Origin of the sequence: Desulfuromonas versatilis (assembly GCF_019704135.1) — a bacterium.
Lineage (GTDB): Bacteria > Desulfobacterota > Desulfuromonadia > Desulfuromonadales > NIT-T3 > Desulfuromonas_A > Desulfuromonas_A versatilis.
The window spans coordinates 846257-859358 of the sequence record NZ_AP024355.1; the positions used below are offsets into that span (position 1 = coordinate 846257).

The window sequence follows — 13102 nt, forward strand, 5'->3', positions numbered from 1 at the left end:
TACAAAAGTAAAGCTCTGTATCTGTCATTAGGCGAGTTTTATCTGTAGGATGGGGGTCATTCCAGGATGGAGGAGGCGAACATGGACATGCTGCTGAGAGAAGGCGAAATACTCACCCTGCAGGGGGATGCCCGGGGCGTGCGGCTGCGCTGCGCCGACGGGGTGCTTTGGATCACCCAGCCGGGGGACAGCAACGACTACCTGCTGCGCAACGGCCGGGAGTTCACCGTGGCCCGCCGCGGCACCGTGGTGGTGCTGGCCCTGCGCGAGGCCCGGGTGGCCGCCCTGCCGCGGCGGGCCGCAAACCCCGGCCGGGTCCCCTGGCAGTTGGCCCGGGCCGGGGCCTGAGCGTTCCAGTGGGGCGGGGAGGGTGGTAGCGGGAGCGCCGCCGCCCCGCCTTACATCGGCTGCGGTTTGCAGACGTGGGAGGCCTCGTTGGCCTTGGCCCCGCAGTTGCCGCAGACGAACTTGGGGTTGCTGGAGCGTTTTTTCATCTCATCGGTCATGTTGTTCTTCTTCAGGGCGCACATGTGCATCTTGTGCTCGGCCGGTGACGGACATTCTTCCTTCTTCGGCATGTCGATCTCCTTTCGGGGCTTTCGGGAAAGTCTTTCCTGAAGCATAATCCCGATCCCGGTCCGCGCAAGGGGCGGGGCGCGCCGAAAAACTTGCATTATTTCTCCGGATAGATTAAAAAGACGTCCAACGTCTCGAAATATCGGAGAAAACCTTTGGCGCTCATAGAAGATTCCCTGTACCGCAAAATCAAGAAGCAGGTCGGCAAGGCGATCGGCGATTTCAACCTCATCGAGGAAGGCGACCGCATCGCCATCGGCGTGTCGGGGGGCAAGGACTCCTACACCCTGCTGCACATCCTCGAGTCCCTGCGCCGCCGCGCGCCGGTCAAGTACGAGCTGGTGGCGGTCAACGTCGACGCCGGCTACCCGGGCTACCGCACCTCGGTCATCGAGGAGCACCTGCGCGAACACGGCTTCACCCACCGTATGGAAACCACCAACTGCTACCAGATCATCGAGGAGAAGCGCCGCCCTGGCTCCTCCTATTGCTCGTTTTGCGCCCGGCTGCGGCGCGGGGTGCTCTATTCGCTGGCCGAGGAGCTGGGCTGCAACAAGATCGCCCTGGGGCATCATCTTGACGATTTCATCGAGACCCTGCTGCTCAACCAGTTCTACGTCGGCACCCTGGCGGCGATGAGTCCCAGGCTCAAGGCCGACAACGGCAAGCACACCGTGATCCGCCCGCTGGTCTACGTCGAGGAGCAGGACATCATCGCCTTTACCCGCCAGAACCGCTTTCCGGTGGTCTGCTGCGCCTGCCCGGTGTGCGGGGTGGTCGACCAGAAGCGCAAGCGCATGAAAAAACTGGTCCGCGAGCTCTCCCAGGAGAACCCCCAGCTGCGCCGCAGCATGATCGGAGCCATCGCCAACGTTCACCCCCGCCACCTGATGGATCCGCGGCTCGGCGAATTTTAAGGTTTCCCCTGGCGGAATCTGCGGTAGAATAGGGGGGATTTTGTCCCGGAGGGAATCTATGGCACATCAATGCGGATGTGGGCTGGATCTTAACCTGGCGAGCGAGGTGCAGCAGCTGCTGCTGCCGAAGAGCTCGCCGCTGTGCAATTGGTGCTGCATCGGCGCCCGCAACCGGATGGCCAACGGCCTGGGCGGCGACTATTTCGATTTCATCGAGATGCCCGACCAGTGTCAGATGGTCTTTCTCGGCGACGTCACCGGGCATGGGTTGCAGGCTTCGGTGGTCATGTCGCTGCTCTACGGGTTCCTGCATCGCTCCACCCGCAACGGCTGCAAGCCCATCGACACCATCCTCCAGGTCAACGAGTTTCTCCAACGCTTCGCCCAGCGCTCCCGGGAGTACGACCACTTCTTCTCCACCACGCTGTTTTTCAGCATCATCGATCCCGATACGCTGCAGATGCATTATGTCAATGCCGGACATCCGGCGCCCATGGTCCTGCGGGGCGACCGGGTCCAGCTGCTGACGCCCACCGCGCAGCCGCTGGGCTTTTTCGATGACCTGCAGGTGGAGATGCGCTCCTTCCAATTTGAAAAGGAGGACCGCTTTCTGCTCTTCACCGACGGCATCACCGAGGCCACCGACGGGGCGCAGACTATGTACGGCCGGCAGCGCCTGGAAGGCATCCTGCGCAGCCACCGGGGGGACCACATGGAGTTTCTCGAGGAAATCTTCGACGATCTGCGGGATTTCGGCGCCATGGACCCGCCGGAGGACGACTGCACTGCCATCGTCATCGATTTCCACGGCGGCCTCTGATCGCCGGCGACACGACATTGAACTGAAAAGGCCCGACGGGAGATCCCCGCCGGGCCTTTTGCTTATTCATTTAATGCCGGGACCCCCGTTAGAGACAAGGCAGGCAGGGGACGTCCGGGTCGAGGCAGCCGCAACCGGCCAGGGCCATCAGCGTGGCGATCAGCAGGGCGGCCATCAACAGGCGCTTCATCACAAACTCCTTTCTTTGTTTCCGGATGGACACGAGGCTAGGACTTGAATACCTTGCCCAGCAACCCCTTGCGTTCGGTCTGGGGTTTGCGGCGCAGGTCGAGCAGGCGCAGCTCGCGCAGGGCCTCGTGGCAGTCGGGATTGCACTGGATGGCCTTTTCAAAGGCCCGCTCGGCTTCCTTCTCCTTTCCTTCCCGTTTGAGCAATTGCCCGAGATAGAGATGGGTAAGGTCGAGGCTGGGATTGAGTTCCCCCGAGCGCAGCAGGGCGCAGCGCGCCTCCATGGCGCGGGTCGGGTCCTCGGGGTGGCTTCGGTAAAGGGCCCAGGCATGGGCGGTGAGGTATTCGGGTTCTTCGGGGCAGAGCTTGACCGCCCAGCTGAGCTGTTCGAGGGCCGCGGCGAAATTGCCCCGCTTGAGCAGCACCGACCCCTTCACAAAGGCGGTTTCGGCCCGCAGAACTTCGGCTACCTCCACCCCCTGCGGCTGTTCGGCCGGGCGGGAGAGCTCCGCCAGGTAGGCTTTTCGCCGGTTCGGATCGGTTAAAACCCCGTATGCCTCGTTGATGCGCTGGAAAAGATCGTTGACCTTCTCGTGCAGGTCGGGGGAGAGGTTCTGCTGGAGAAAGTGGTCCGGGTGATACTTGCGGGCCAGGGCAAAGTAGGCCTTCTTCACCTCCTCGCGGCCGCTGTCGCGGCCGACCCCGAGCAGGCCGAAATGATCCTGGGCGGCAAGCCGCTCGTAGTCGCGCAGAAACCGGTAACGCAGCTTGCGCTGTTCGATCGCGGGGTCTTCCTCCGGCGGCGCGGCCGCTTCGACGGGGGCGGGCTCGGCGGTGCTCTTGACCATGCCCGCCAGCAGCAAGGCCGCCAGCAACTGCTCGGTCTCGCGGCGCAGCAGCGGGTGGCGCGTGGCCAACTCCTCCAGGGTCCGGGTTCCCAGGCATTCGCCGAAAACCCCGGCGTCTCTTGGGGACAGGGCCATCTCCTGGAAGCGGTAGTGGGGGTTCTCGGCCTGGGAGATGTAGCGGTTGCGGTGGCTGGCCAGCAGCGCGGCAATCCGCTCGTCGCTGTAATGGCGTCGCACCCCCTGGAGGATCAGGTTGGCCGGCGACAGCACGATGGCGGTCACTTCCTTCTTGAAGCTCTTGCCGGCCTCGAAACGGAAGCGCCCCTGGGGCCAGGAAAAGACCTCGAGAAGCTTCTCCAGCATCTGGTGCTCGAGGGCATCATGGAGCTGTTGGGGGGTGAGCCTCCCCATCTCGATCAGCACCGTACCCTGCAGGCGTCTCGATTCCCTGGCCCGCTGCAGAGACTGCTGGCAGTCCTCCGCCGTAATCAGGTTCTGGCGGACCAGCATCTGCCCCAGGCATTCGCCGAGCACGTTGGAGCGGATGAAGATGGGATAGCCATCGCGGATGGCGACGATCTTTTTGACCCCTTCGCGCTCCAACTGGAGCAGGCCGGCTTCACGCAGGGTATAGAGGTTGTGCAGCAGGCGGGCGAAGGAGGTCTCGGCCAGGGTCCCCTCGATGGTGGGGCGCTGCTCGGTGGCCAGCGGGGCGGTGCCGGTCAGGGCCTCGATTTTCTCGAACAGAAGATTGAGGGTGAAGGGCTTGAGGATGTAATCGGTGGCGCCGTAGTTTTCGCGGGCCTCGCGGATGTGTTTGGCGTCCCGGTAGAAGGCCGTCATGATGATGACCGGCAGGTCGCGGGTCTTGGGGTAGCTGCGCAGGGCCCGGCAGACCTCGAGTCCGGAGAGCCCGGGGATCAGCACGTCGATGAGCGCCAGGTGGTAGCTGCCGTTGAGCAGCTCGTCCATTCCGGGCTCGGCGGAGGGGAAGCTTTTTACCCCGAATCCCTTGAGTCGCAGGTATTTTTCGAGGAATCGCCGGATGTTGGGATCATCGTCGATGATCAGGATGTTTTTTCCCATGCCCGCCCCTCCCCCTGCGGCCGAGCTGTCTCAACGGGTTTGCGTCGTCTGGTCCGGCCCGAGAAAGCGGTCGAACACGGTGCGGATCTTCTCGGTAACCTCACGATAATCCTCGAGGAAGACCTCCTCGGGGCGGCGCGGCCGATCCGGGTAGCCGAGGCGCCGGGCCAATTTGACCAGGTAGCCCCGTTCGCCCGAGAGGTCGTTGATCGACTGGTCGTGAACCAGGCGCAGTTTGTTCTCGAGCCGGCGCAGGAATTTGTAGCCCCCCTGCAGGGTGTCGAAATCGGCGCGGTCGAGAATCCCCTCCTCGTGCAGCCGTTCCAACGCCGTCAGGGTGTTGCACTGGCGCAGGGCGGGGCGCTCACCTCCGTGGAGAATCTGCAGGTATTGGGCCAAAAACTCAACGTCGACCATGCCGCCGCGGCCGGTCTTGATGTTGAAGTGCTCCTGGCTCTCCCGGGCGATCTCGCTCTCCATGCGCCCCCGCAGCCGGTAGATCTCCTCCCTCAGGCCCTCGGGCACCGGCCGCTGGTAGACGATCTGGCGGTTCAATTCGTCGATGCGCCGGCTCAGGGGCTGCGACCCGTACACCACCCTGGCCTTGGTCAGCGCCTGGCGCTCCCAGAGCTGGGCCGATTGCTGATGGTAGCGCTCGTAGGCGGGCAGGCTGGTGACCAGCGGTCCCTGGTTGCCCGAGGGCCGCAGGCGGGTGTCGATCTGGTAGACGTAGCCTTCGCGGGTCATCAGGGTGAGCACCGAGATGATGCGCTGGGCCAGCCGCGAGAAATACTCCTGGGTGGTCTGCGCCCGGAAGCGCTCCGGGTCGGTCCCCTCCACCGGCCGGGTTTCCCCCTCGCCCTCGAAGACGAAGATGATGTCCAGGTCCGAGTGGTAGTTGAGCTCCATGCCGCCCAGCTTGCCCATGCCGACGATGGCGAAGTGGGCCGGGTGTTCGCGGTCCTGGTCATCCCTGCAGAAGGGCAGCCCGAAGCGGGGGATCAGCTCCTCGCGGGCGATGTGCACCGCCTGCTTGAGGCAGGCATCGGCCAGGTAGGAGAGCTGGGCCGTGGTCGCCCCCTGGGGGGTGTGGCCGTGGATGTCGTTGAGCGCCAGGCGCAGGAACTCCTCGTTGCGGAAGCGCCGCAGCACCTCGAGCTTGTCTTCGTAGTTTTCGGCGTGGCTGAGCAGGTCGGCGAGGTCCTTTTCCATGGTTTCGGCGTCCTTGACCGAAACGGCGTAGGCGCGCGAGACCAGCGAATCGAGGATCTCCGGGTGCTGGATGAAGATGCGCGAGAGAAACTGGCTGGTGCCGAACAGCGAGACCAGCACCTTGATGATCTCCCGGTTCTCGGCCAGCACCGCGTAGAAGGTGCCGCGGGCGCGGCGCACCGCCATGGCCAGAAAACGCTCGGTGTTGAGCAGGGCCATGTCCGGCTCGGGCGAGTCCAGAATCTCCTGCATCAGGCGCGGGGCGATGCGCTCCAGGTGCCGGCGCGCCCGCTCGGTGAGGTAGGAGTGGGGTGCCCCCTGGCGCAGCACCAGCAGTGAGTCGTAGGCCGCATCGGGATTCTTGAAACCCTTTTCCTCGAGCAGATCCTTGACCAGGTCGGGGTCGGCCGCGGCGTCGAAGAGGAAACTCACCTCGGGGCGCACCTCTTCTCGGATCTCCTGCTCGGCGGTATAGAACAGGGTCCGGTAGATGGCGGCCACCCCACCGCGGTGCTTGTCCAGCGCCTGGTTGAAGGCGGGGACGTCAGCGAAGCCGCAGCGCCGGGCCAGTGCCAGCAGTTCGCTCTTGCGGGTCGGCAGGTTGTGAGTCTGGCGCTCCTGCACCACCTGGATGCGGTGCTCGACGTTGCGCAGGAAGATGTAGGCTTCGCGCAGCGTCCGGTACTCCTCGGGCTTGATCAGCTTCTCACGCTGCAGTACCTCGAGCGCCTTGAGCGAGTTCTTTTCCCGCAGCACCGGGTTTTTACCGGCGTTGATCAGCTGCAGGGCCTGGATGAAGAATTCGATCTCGCGAATCCCCCCGCTGCCCAGCTTGAGGTTGAGCTCCCCCTCGCGTTCGCGGGCCAGGCTGCGGTCGATCTTCTGCTTCATCAGCTTGATGTCCTCGATCATGCCGAAATCGAGGTACTTGCGGTAGACGAAGGGTTCCAGGTTCTTCAGCAGGCGCTCGCCCAGGGAGATGGAGCCGGCCACCGGCCGGGCCTTGAGCATGGCGGCGCGTTCCCAGCTCTGTCCCCAGCTCTCGTAGTAGGTCTCGGCGCTGCGGATCGAGTTGGCCATCTCGCCGCTGTTCCCCTCCGGGCGCAGGCGCAGGTCGACGCGAAAGACGAAGCCGTCCTCGGTCGCCTCGCCGATGGCCTTGGTCACCAATTCGGAGAGCTTGCAGAAGTATTGGTGCAGGTGGATGCGCCCCTTGACCTCCCCCCAGGGGGTCGGGGTTCCGGCGGTCATGCCGCGTTCCGAGGAATAGAAGTAGATCAGGTCGATGTCGGAGGAGAAGTTGAGTTCGTGGCCGCCGAACTTGCCCATGCCGAAGATGGTAAATTCGGGTTCGGCGGGTTCGCTCTGCTCGCCGCCGTCGAGCAGCGGGGCACCGAAATCGGCCCGCAGCAGGCGGTCGCAGACTTCGTAGGCCAGCTGCAGGCTGGAGGCCGCCAGGGCGGAGAGCCCGGCGGTGGTCTCCACCAGGCCGGCCAGTCCGCACAGGTCGCGGGCGCCGAGGCGCAGGATCTCGCGGGATTTGTAGACGCGCACTTCGCGCTTGAGAGCCGGCAGGGCGATTTCCTCGCCCAGCCGTTGGCGAAGCTCTTCGAGCATGACCTGCTCCGGCTTGTCCCGCAGGATTTCCCCGCGGGTGAACAGGTCGTGGAAGAATGACTTGCGCCGGCAGAGGATGCCGGTTAGAAACGGCGAGGCGCCGAGGATGGTGAGCAGGTGACCGCGGCCGGCGGCATCGGCGAGGACGGCCTGCAGGTCGGCGCCATCGGCGGTTCCGGTGAGCCGCTCCAGGCTGTTGAGGCACAGGTCGGGGTCGGCGGTCTTCAGGGCTTGGAGCGCAATGGCCGCAAGCAGGCCGTCGTCGCCGAGGTACTCCCGCAGCAGCTCCAGGTTGGTGGCGCTTTTGCCGGCCTCGGCAAAACCGAGCTCGGTGGCCAGCCCCTGCAGGGGCGCCCCTTGCTGTTTGGATCCGGCCGCAGCCAGGCGGCGTGCCAGCGTCGCCTGGTCCATTCAGCGACCTTTGCCGAAAAGGGCCTGAAGGCCGCTCTGGTAATCGCCCTGGACCACCCCCTTCTCGGTGATGATGGCGGTGACCAGCCGGGCCGGGGTGACGTCGAAGGCCGGGTTGCGCACCTCGATCCCCTCGGGGGCGAGCTGCCGCTCGCCGCTGTGGGTCACCTCGCGGCGGTCGCGCTCCTCGATGGGGATGTGGCTGCCGTCGGGGATGCTCAGGTCGATGGTCGAAAGGGGCGCGGCGACGTAGAAGGGCAGGCCGTGCTCCTTGGCCAGCACCGCCACGGTGTAGGTGCCGATCTTGTTGGCCACATCGCCGTTGGCGGCGATGCGGTCGGCGCCGACGATGACGCAGTCGATCTCGCCCTTGCTCATCAGGTAACCGGCCATGTTGTCGCAGATCAGGGTGACGGGGATCTTGTCCTTCTGCAGCTCCCAGGCGGTCAGTCGCGAGCCCTGCAGAAAGGGGCGGGTCTCGTCGGCGTAGACCGCGACCTTCTTGCCGGCGGCCACCGCGGCGCGGATCACGCCCAGGGCGGTGCCGTAGCCGCCGGTGGCCAGCGCCCCGGCGTTGCAGTGGGTGAGCACCCGCGCCTGCTCGGGGATCAGCGCCTGGCCGTGGCGGCCCATGGTGCGGTTGAGCCGGTCGTCCTCGTCGGCGATGGCCATGGCCTCGAAGAGCAGGCCGGTCTTCAAGTCCGCCGGCGGGTAGGCGGCGTTGGCCCGGGCGAAATGCTTCATCCGGTCGAGGGCCCAGAACAGGTTGACGGCGGTGGGGCGGGTCGCGGCCAGCAGCGCGCAGACCTTTTCGAACTCGGGGTAGAAGGCCTCGAAGTTCTCCGCCTCGATGTCGCGGGCGCCGAAGGCCGCGCCGAAGGCCGCGGCTACCCCGATGGCCGGCGCGCCGCGCACCACCATGCTGCGGATCGCCTCGGCGACCTCGCGGTAGTCGGTGTACTCGAGCCAGGTCTCCTCGGTGGGGAGCAGGCGCTGGTCGATCATGCGCAGGATGCCGTCGCGGTATTCGATGGGTTTGATGGACATGTTCGGTCTCCGAAAATATTTCCTGTAGGGGCAGACCTGCGTGTCTGCCCGGGCGGACACGCAGGTCCGCCCCTACGGTTGATTTATCCTTGCAGTTTCTTCTTCAGCAGTTCATTCACCGCGGCGGGGTTCGCCTTGCCCTTGCTGGCCTTCATCACCTGGCCGACGAAGAAGCCGAAGACCTTCTCCTTGCCGCCGCGGTACTCCTCGACCTGGCCGGGGTTGGCGGCGAGGATCTCGTCGATGATCTGTTCGATGGCGCCGGTGTCGGTGACCTGCTTGAGGCCCTTCTTCTCGATGATGGCGTCGGCGGTGTCACCGCTTTTCCACATCTCTTCGAAGACGGTCTTGGCGATCTTGCCCGAAATGGTGTTGTCGTCGATGCGCCCCAGCATCCCGGCCAGCAGCTCCGGGGTCACCGGGCACTGGTCGATGCCGATCCCCTCCTCGTTGAGCCGCCGCTGGACCTCGCCCATGACCCAGTTGGAGCAGGCCTTGGCGTTGCCGTGCAGGCGCACGCACGCGTCGTAGTAGTCGGCCACGGGCCGCTCCGCAGAGAGCACCTCGGCGTCGTAGCGGGGGATTCCGTACTCGCTGACGTAGCGCTCGATCTTCGCCTCGGGCAACTCGGGCAGCCCCTGGCGGACCTGGTCGATCCACTGCTCCGAGATCACCAGCGGCACCAGGTCGGGATCGGGGAAGTAGCGGTAGTCGTGGGCCTCCTCCTTGCCGCGCATGGAGCGGGTCATGCCGGTGGTGGTGTCGAACAGGCGGGTCTCCTGAACCACCCGGCCCCCCTCTTCGAGGATCTCGGCCTGGCGCTCCACCTCGTAGTCGATGGCCTGCTTGATGAAGCGGAAGGAGTTGATGTTTTTCAGCTCGGCGCGGGTGCCGAACTCCTTCTGCCCCCAGGGGCGGATCGAGACGTTGGCGTCGCAGCGGAAGGAGCCCTGCTCCATGTTGCCGTCGCAGACCCCGAGGTAGACCACGATCTGGTGCAGCTTCTTCAGGTAGGCGATGGCCTCGTCGGAGGAGCGCATGTCGGGTTCGGAGACCACCTCCAGCAGCGGGGTGCAGGCGCGGTTGAGATCGACGAAGGAGCTGCCGGCGGTATCGGCGGTGTCGCCGTGGACCAGCTTGCCGGCGTCCTCCTCCATGTGGATGCGGGTGATGCCGATGCGCTTGGCCCCGCCGGCCTCGGTCTCGATGTCGAGGTGACCGTGTTCGCAGACCGGCAGCTCGAACTGGGAGATCTGGTAGCCCTTGGGCAGGTCGGGGTAGAAGTAGTTCTTGCGGGCGAAGACCGAGCGCGGGGCGATGCTGCAGTGGGTGGCCAGGCCGGTGCGGATGGCGAATTCCACCGCCTTCTTGTTCAGTACCGGCAGCGCCCCGGGCAGCCCCAGGCAGACCGGGCAGGTGTGGGCGTTGGGTTCGCCGCCGAAGGCCGTGGAACAGCCGCAGAAGATCTTGGTGTTCGTGGTCAGCTGGACGTGGACCTCCAGCCCGATGACGACTTCGTATTTGGATGACATCATTATTTCCCTGTTTTTAGGTAGGGGCGAACCTGTGTGTTCGCCCTCGCCACAATGGGCAGACACACAGGTCTGCCCCTACCACATGATTACAGCGGCGCCTGTTTCCTGTGCCAATCCGTCGCCTGCTCGAAGGCGTGGCCGGCGCGCAGGATGGTCGCCTCGTCGAAGGGTTTGCCGATCAGCTGCAGGCCGATGGGCAGGCCGGCATCGGTGAGGCCGCAGGGCAGGCTCATGGCGCAGGTGCCGGCGAGGTTGACCGGGATGGTGAAGATGTCCGAAAGGTACATCTGCAGCGGATCGTTGACCTTCTCGCCGAGCTTGAAGGCCGCCGTCGGCGCTACCGGGGTGAGGATGACGTCGACCTTGGCGAAGGCGTCGAGGAAGTCCTGGCGGATCAGGGTGCGCACCTTCTGCGCCTTGAGGTAGTAGGCGTCGTAATAGCCGCTGGACAGTGCGTAGGTGCCGAGCATGATGCGCCGCTTGACCTCGTCGCCGAAGCCGGCGGCGCGGGTCTTCATGTACATGTCGATCAGCCCCTGCGCCTCGTCGGAGCGCACCCCGTAGCGCACCCCGTCGTAGCGGGCCAGGTTGCTCGAGGCCTCGGCGGTGGCGATCAGGTAGTAACAGGCCACGGCGTAGTCGGTGTGGGGCAGGCTGACCTCGACGATCTCGGCGCCCAGTTCGCGGTAGGCGGCGATGGCGCTCTCCAGCGCCTGCTTGACCTCGGGGTCGAGCCCCTCGATGAAGTACTCCTTGGGCAGGCCGATCTTGAGCCCCCTGACCCCGTCGCGCAGGCTCGCCAGGTAGTCGGGGACCGGGGTGTCGACGGAGGTCGAGTCGGCCGGGTCGTAGCCGGCCACCGCCTGCAGGAGCAGGGCGCAGTCCTCGACGTCGCGGGCCAGCGGGCCGACCTGGTCGAGGGAGGAGGCGTAGGCGATCACCCCGTAGCGCGAAACCCGTCCGTAGGTCGGCTTGAGGCCGACCACCCCGCAGTGGGAGGCAGGCTGGCGGATCGAACCGCCGGTGTCGGTGCCGAGGGTGCCGGCCGCCTGGCGGGCTGCCACCGCGGCCGCCGACCCGCCCGAAGAGCCGCCGGGGACCGCTGCCAGGCGCCAGGGGTTTTTCACCGGGCCGAAGGCGCTGTTCTCGTTGGAGCTGCCCATGGCGAACTCGTCCATGTTGAGCTTGCCGAGGATCACCGCCCCCTGTTCGCGCAGTTTAGCCACGGCGGTGGCATCGTAGGGCGAGACGTAGTTGGCCAGGATCTTCGAGGCGCAGGTGGTCAGCACCCCCTCGGCGTTGAAAATGTCCTTGAGGGCCATGGGGATGCCGGTCAGCAGCTCGGCTTGGCCCGCGGCGATGCGCCGGTCGGCCTCTTCGGCCTCCTGCAGGGCGCTCTCCTCGACCACGGTGATGAAGGCATTGACCCTGTCGTCGGTGGCCTCGATGCGCTCGAGAAACGCCTTGGTCAGCTCCACCGAGGTGGTTTCCCCGGCGTCCAGCCTGGCGCGCAACTCGTGAATGGTGAGATCGGTCAGGTTCATGATAATACCGTTAGGTGAGGGGTGAGGAGTGAGGGTGGGCTCACGCCTCACGAAATTTTATTCGATGACCCGCGGCACCTTGAACCCGGCGGGGCTCGGCGCGGGGGCGTTGGCGAGGGCCTTGTCGATGCCGATGGAGGGGACCCCTGCATCCTCACGGAAGGCGTTTTCCATCGGCACGGCATGGGCGGTGGGGACGATGCCCTGGGTATCCAGCTCGTTGAGCTTGTCGACGTAGCCGAGGATGGCGTCCATCTGGCCGGTCAGCGCCTCGAGTTCCCTCTCTTCGAGGCTGAGACGCGCCAGTCGGGCCACATGCTCAACTTCGGCACGGGTGATCTTCATACGATTTTCCCTTCCTTTGGCGGAGTCGGTTTCCAGCAGTGCAACCTAGCATGTAAACGGCTGTTTTTCAAGCCCGTTCCGGCCTGGTATGCGGCCCGATGTCTACCTGTACCCAGTTGCAATTTGCGGGGCCGCATGCTTAAATTTAGCTCGAAGCAGATTGAATTCCGGCGCTTGTGCCGGTCTTATTCCCATCGACAAGGAGAACAACATGAAGCAGCTTCTGATCTGCCTGCTTGCCGCTGCCATTGGACTGGCGGGCTGTGCCCAGCCGATGTCCACCACCCAGAAAGGGACGGCCATCGGTACCGGCGTAGGGGCCGCAGTCGGCGCCGGCCTCGGCCAGGCCATCGGCCGCGACACCAAGGGAACCCTGATCGGTGCGGGCGTCGGCGCCGCGGTCGGTGCCCTTGCAGGCGGGGCCATCGGCAACTACATGCAGAAGAACGAAATGGCTCTGCGCCAGGCGGTAGCGGGAGTCGAAGGGGCAAGCGTGCAGCGCAACATGGACACCATCGCCCTGACCTTCAAGTCCGATGTGCTGTTCGACGTCAACTCCTCCACCCTGAAGCCGGGGGCCTATGACGAAATCAACCGGGTGGCCGCGGTCCTCAACGAGTACCCGCAGACCAACATCATGATTTCCGGGCACACCGACAGCACCGGCTCCGAGGTGTACAACCAGCAGCTTTCCGAGCGCCGCGCCATGGCGGTCAAGAACGCTCTGGTCGCCCAGGGGGTGAATTCCATGCGCATGAACACGGTCGGCTACGGCGAGAGCCAGCCGATTGCCGACAACAGCACCGATGGGGGGCGTCAGCTCAACCGCCGGGTAGAGGTTCGCATCACCCCTCAGCAGGGATAACACCCATACCTCAAGAAGTTTTTCCACCGGCCCGCCGTCCTTTGCAGACGGCGGGCTTTTTTCGCCAGGCCCGCAAGGTTTCAGGGTGGT

12 protein-coding genes are annotated in these 13102 nt (G+C 65.1%); 4 read left to right on the plus strand and 8 right to left on the minus strand.

Annotated features, from left to right (window positions below; translation table 11 throughout):
* Positions 1 to 81: 81 nt before the first annotated feature.
* Positions 82 to 348 carry a DUF2917 domain-containing protein gene (locus tag DESUT3_RS03705; protein WP_221251123.1) on the plus strand — a complete coding sequence of 89 codons (267 nt, stop codon included), beginning with the start codon at positions 82 to 84 and terminating at the stop codon, positions 346 to 348.
* Between the two features lie 50 nt (positions 349 to 398).
* On the opposite strand, the gene DESUT3_RS03710 is transcribed toward DESUT3_RS03705, so the two are convergent.
* Positions 399 to 578, minus strand: a complete 180-nt coding sequence (locus DESUT3_RS03710; RefSeq protein WP_221251124.1) for a hypothetical protein — start codon at positions 576 to 578, stop codon at positions 399 to 401.
* 153 nt (positions 579 to 731) lie between these two features.
* On the opposite strand from DESUT3_RS03710, the gene ttcA reads away from it, so the two are divergent.
* Both ttcA and DESUT3_RS03720 read left to right on the plus strand, forming a co-directional pair.
* Entirely contained in the window at positions 732 to 1493 is a 762-nt protein-coding gene (gene ttcA, locus DESUT3_RS03715) for a tRNA 2-thiocytidine(32) synthetase TtcA (protein WP_221251125.1), read from the plus strand.
* A gap of 58 nt (positions 1494 to 1551) precedes the next feature.
* Positions 1552 to 2313: a PP2C family protein-serine/threonine phosphatase gene (locus tag DESUT3_RS03720; protein ID WP_221251126.1), complete on the plus strand. Its 762-nt coding sequence runs from the start codon at positions 1552 to 1554 to the stop codon at positions 2311 to 2313.
* Positions 2314 to 2401: 88 nt separating this feature from the next.
* Here DESUT3_RS03720 and DESUT3_RS03725 read toward each other — a convergent pair whose 3' ends face one another.
* From DESUT3_RS03725 to gatC, 7 genes are all read right to left on the minus strand, one after another.
* The gene (locus tag DESUT3_RS03725) at positions 2402 to 2503 is read right to left on the minus strand and encodes a YgdI/YgdR family lipoprotein (RefSeq protein ID WP_221251127.1); all 102 of its coding nucleotides are present in this window, start codon (positions 2501 to 2503) and stop codon (positions 2402 to 2404) included.
* A gap of 37 nt (positions 2504 to 2540) precedes the next feature.
* The gene (locus DESUT3_RS03730; protein ID WP_221251128.1) at positions 2541 to 4436 is read right to left on the minus strand and encodes a DUF4388 domain-containing protein; all 1896 of its coding nucleotides are present in this window, start codon (positions 4434 to 4436) and stop codon (positions 2541 to 2543) included.
* A gap of 30 nt (positions 4437 to 4466) precedes the next feature.
* A complete protein-coding gene (glnE, locus tag DESUT3_RS03735) occupies positions 4467 to 7676 on the minus strand; it encodes a bifunctional [glutamate--ammonia ligase]-adenylyl-L-tyrosine phosphorylase/[glutamate--ammonia-ligase] adenylyltransferase (protein WP_221251129.1) in 3210 nt (1069 codons plus the stop codon).
* On the minus strand, positions 7677 to 8723 hold the full coding sequence (gene mtnA, locus DESUT3_RS03740; RefSeq protein WP_221251130.1) for an S-methyl-5-thioribose-1-phosphate isomerase: 1047 nt from the start codon (positions 8721 to 8723) through the stop codon (positions 7677 to 7679).
* An 83-nt stretch (positions 8724 to 8806) separates the two neighbouring features.
* On the minus strand, positions 8807 to 10255 hold the full coding sequence (gatB, locus tag DESUT3_RS03745; RefSeq protein ID WP_221252455.1) for an Asp-tRNA(Asn)/Glu-tRNA(Gln) amidotransferase subunit GatB: 1449 nt from the start codon (positions 10253 to 10255) through the stop codon (positions 8807 to 8809).
* Between the two features lie 89 nt (positions 10256 to 10344).
* Positions 10345 to 11802 carry an Asp-tRNA(Asn)/Glu-tRNA(Gln) amidotransferase subunit GatA gene (gatA, locus tag DESUT3_RS03750; protein WP_221251131.1) on the minus strand — a complete coding sequence of 486 codons (1458 nt, stop codon included), beginning with the start codon at positions 11800 to 11802 and terminating at the stop codon, positions 10345 to 10347.
* Between the two features lie 57 nt (positions 11803 to 11859).
* On the minus strand, positions 11860 to 12147 hold the full coding sequence (gene gatC, locus DESUT3_RS03755; RefSeq protein ID WP_221251132.1) for an Asp-tRNA(Asn)/Glu-tRNA(Gln) amidotransferase subunit GatC: 288 nt from the start codon (positions 12145 to 12147) through the stop codon (positions 11860 to 11862).
* A 211-nt stretch (positions 12148 to 12358) separates the two neighbouring features.
* Between gatC and DESUT3_RS03760 the strand changes: the two genes are divergently transcribed.
* Positions 12359 to 13012, plus strand: coding sequence for an OmpA family protein (locus tag DESUT3_RS03760; RefSeq protein WP_221251133.1), 654 nt, complete (start codon positions 12359 to 12361; stop codon positions 13010 to 13012).
* The last annotated feature ends 90 nt before the right edge of the window (positions 13013 to 13102 follow it).

What these genes read in the sequence shown, in the direction of transcription:
- gatC (WP_221251132.1), bottom strand. Translation starts at nt 12,147, where the DNA reads ATGAAGATCACCCGTGCCGAAGTTGAGCATGTGGCCCGACTGGCGCGT.
- gatA (WP_221251131.1), bottom strand. Translation starts at nt 11,802, where the DNA reads ATGAACCTGACCGATCTCACCATTCACGAGTTGCGCGCCAGGCTGGAC.
- DESUT3_RS03710 (WP_221251124.1), bottom strand. Translation starts at nt 578, where the DNA reads ATGCCGAAGAAGGAAGAATGTCCGTCACCGGCCGAGCACAAGATGCAC.
- DESUT3_RS03760 (WP_221251133.1), top strand. Translation starts at nt 12,359, where the DNA reads ATGAAGCAGCTTCTGATCTGCCTGCTTGCCGCTGCCATTGGACTGGCG.
- glnE (WP_221251129.1), bottom strand. Translation starts at nt 7,676, where the DNA reads ATGGACCAGGCGACGCTGGCACGCCGCCTGGCTGCGGCCGGATCCAAA.
- gatB (WP_221252455.1), bottom strand. Translation starts at nt 10,255, where the DNA reads ATGTCATCCAAATACGAAGTCGTCATCGGGCTGGAGGTCCACGTCCAG.
- DESUT3_RS03705 (WP_221251123.1), top strand. Translation starts at nt 82, where the DNA reads ATGGACATGCTGCTGAGAGAAGGCGAAATACTCACCCTGCAGGGGGAT.
- DESUT3_RS03730 (WP_221251128.1), bottom strand. Translation starts at nt 4,436, where the DNA reads ATGGGAAAAAACATCCTGATCATCGACGATGATCCCAACATCCGGCGA.
- DESUT3_RS03725 (WP_221251127.1), bottom strand. Translation starts at nt 2,503, where the DNA reads ATGAAGCGCCTGTTGATGGCCGCCCTGCTGATCGCCACGCTGATGGCC.
- DESUT3_RS03720 (WP_221251126.1), top strand. Translation starts at nt 1,552, where the DNA reads ATGGCACATCAATGCGGATGTGGGCTGGATCTTAACCTGGCGAGCGAG.
- mtnA (WP_221251130.1), bottom strand. Translation starts at nt 8,723, where the DNA reads ATGTCCATCAAACCCATCGAATACCGCGACGGCATCCTGCGCATGATC.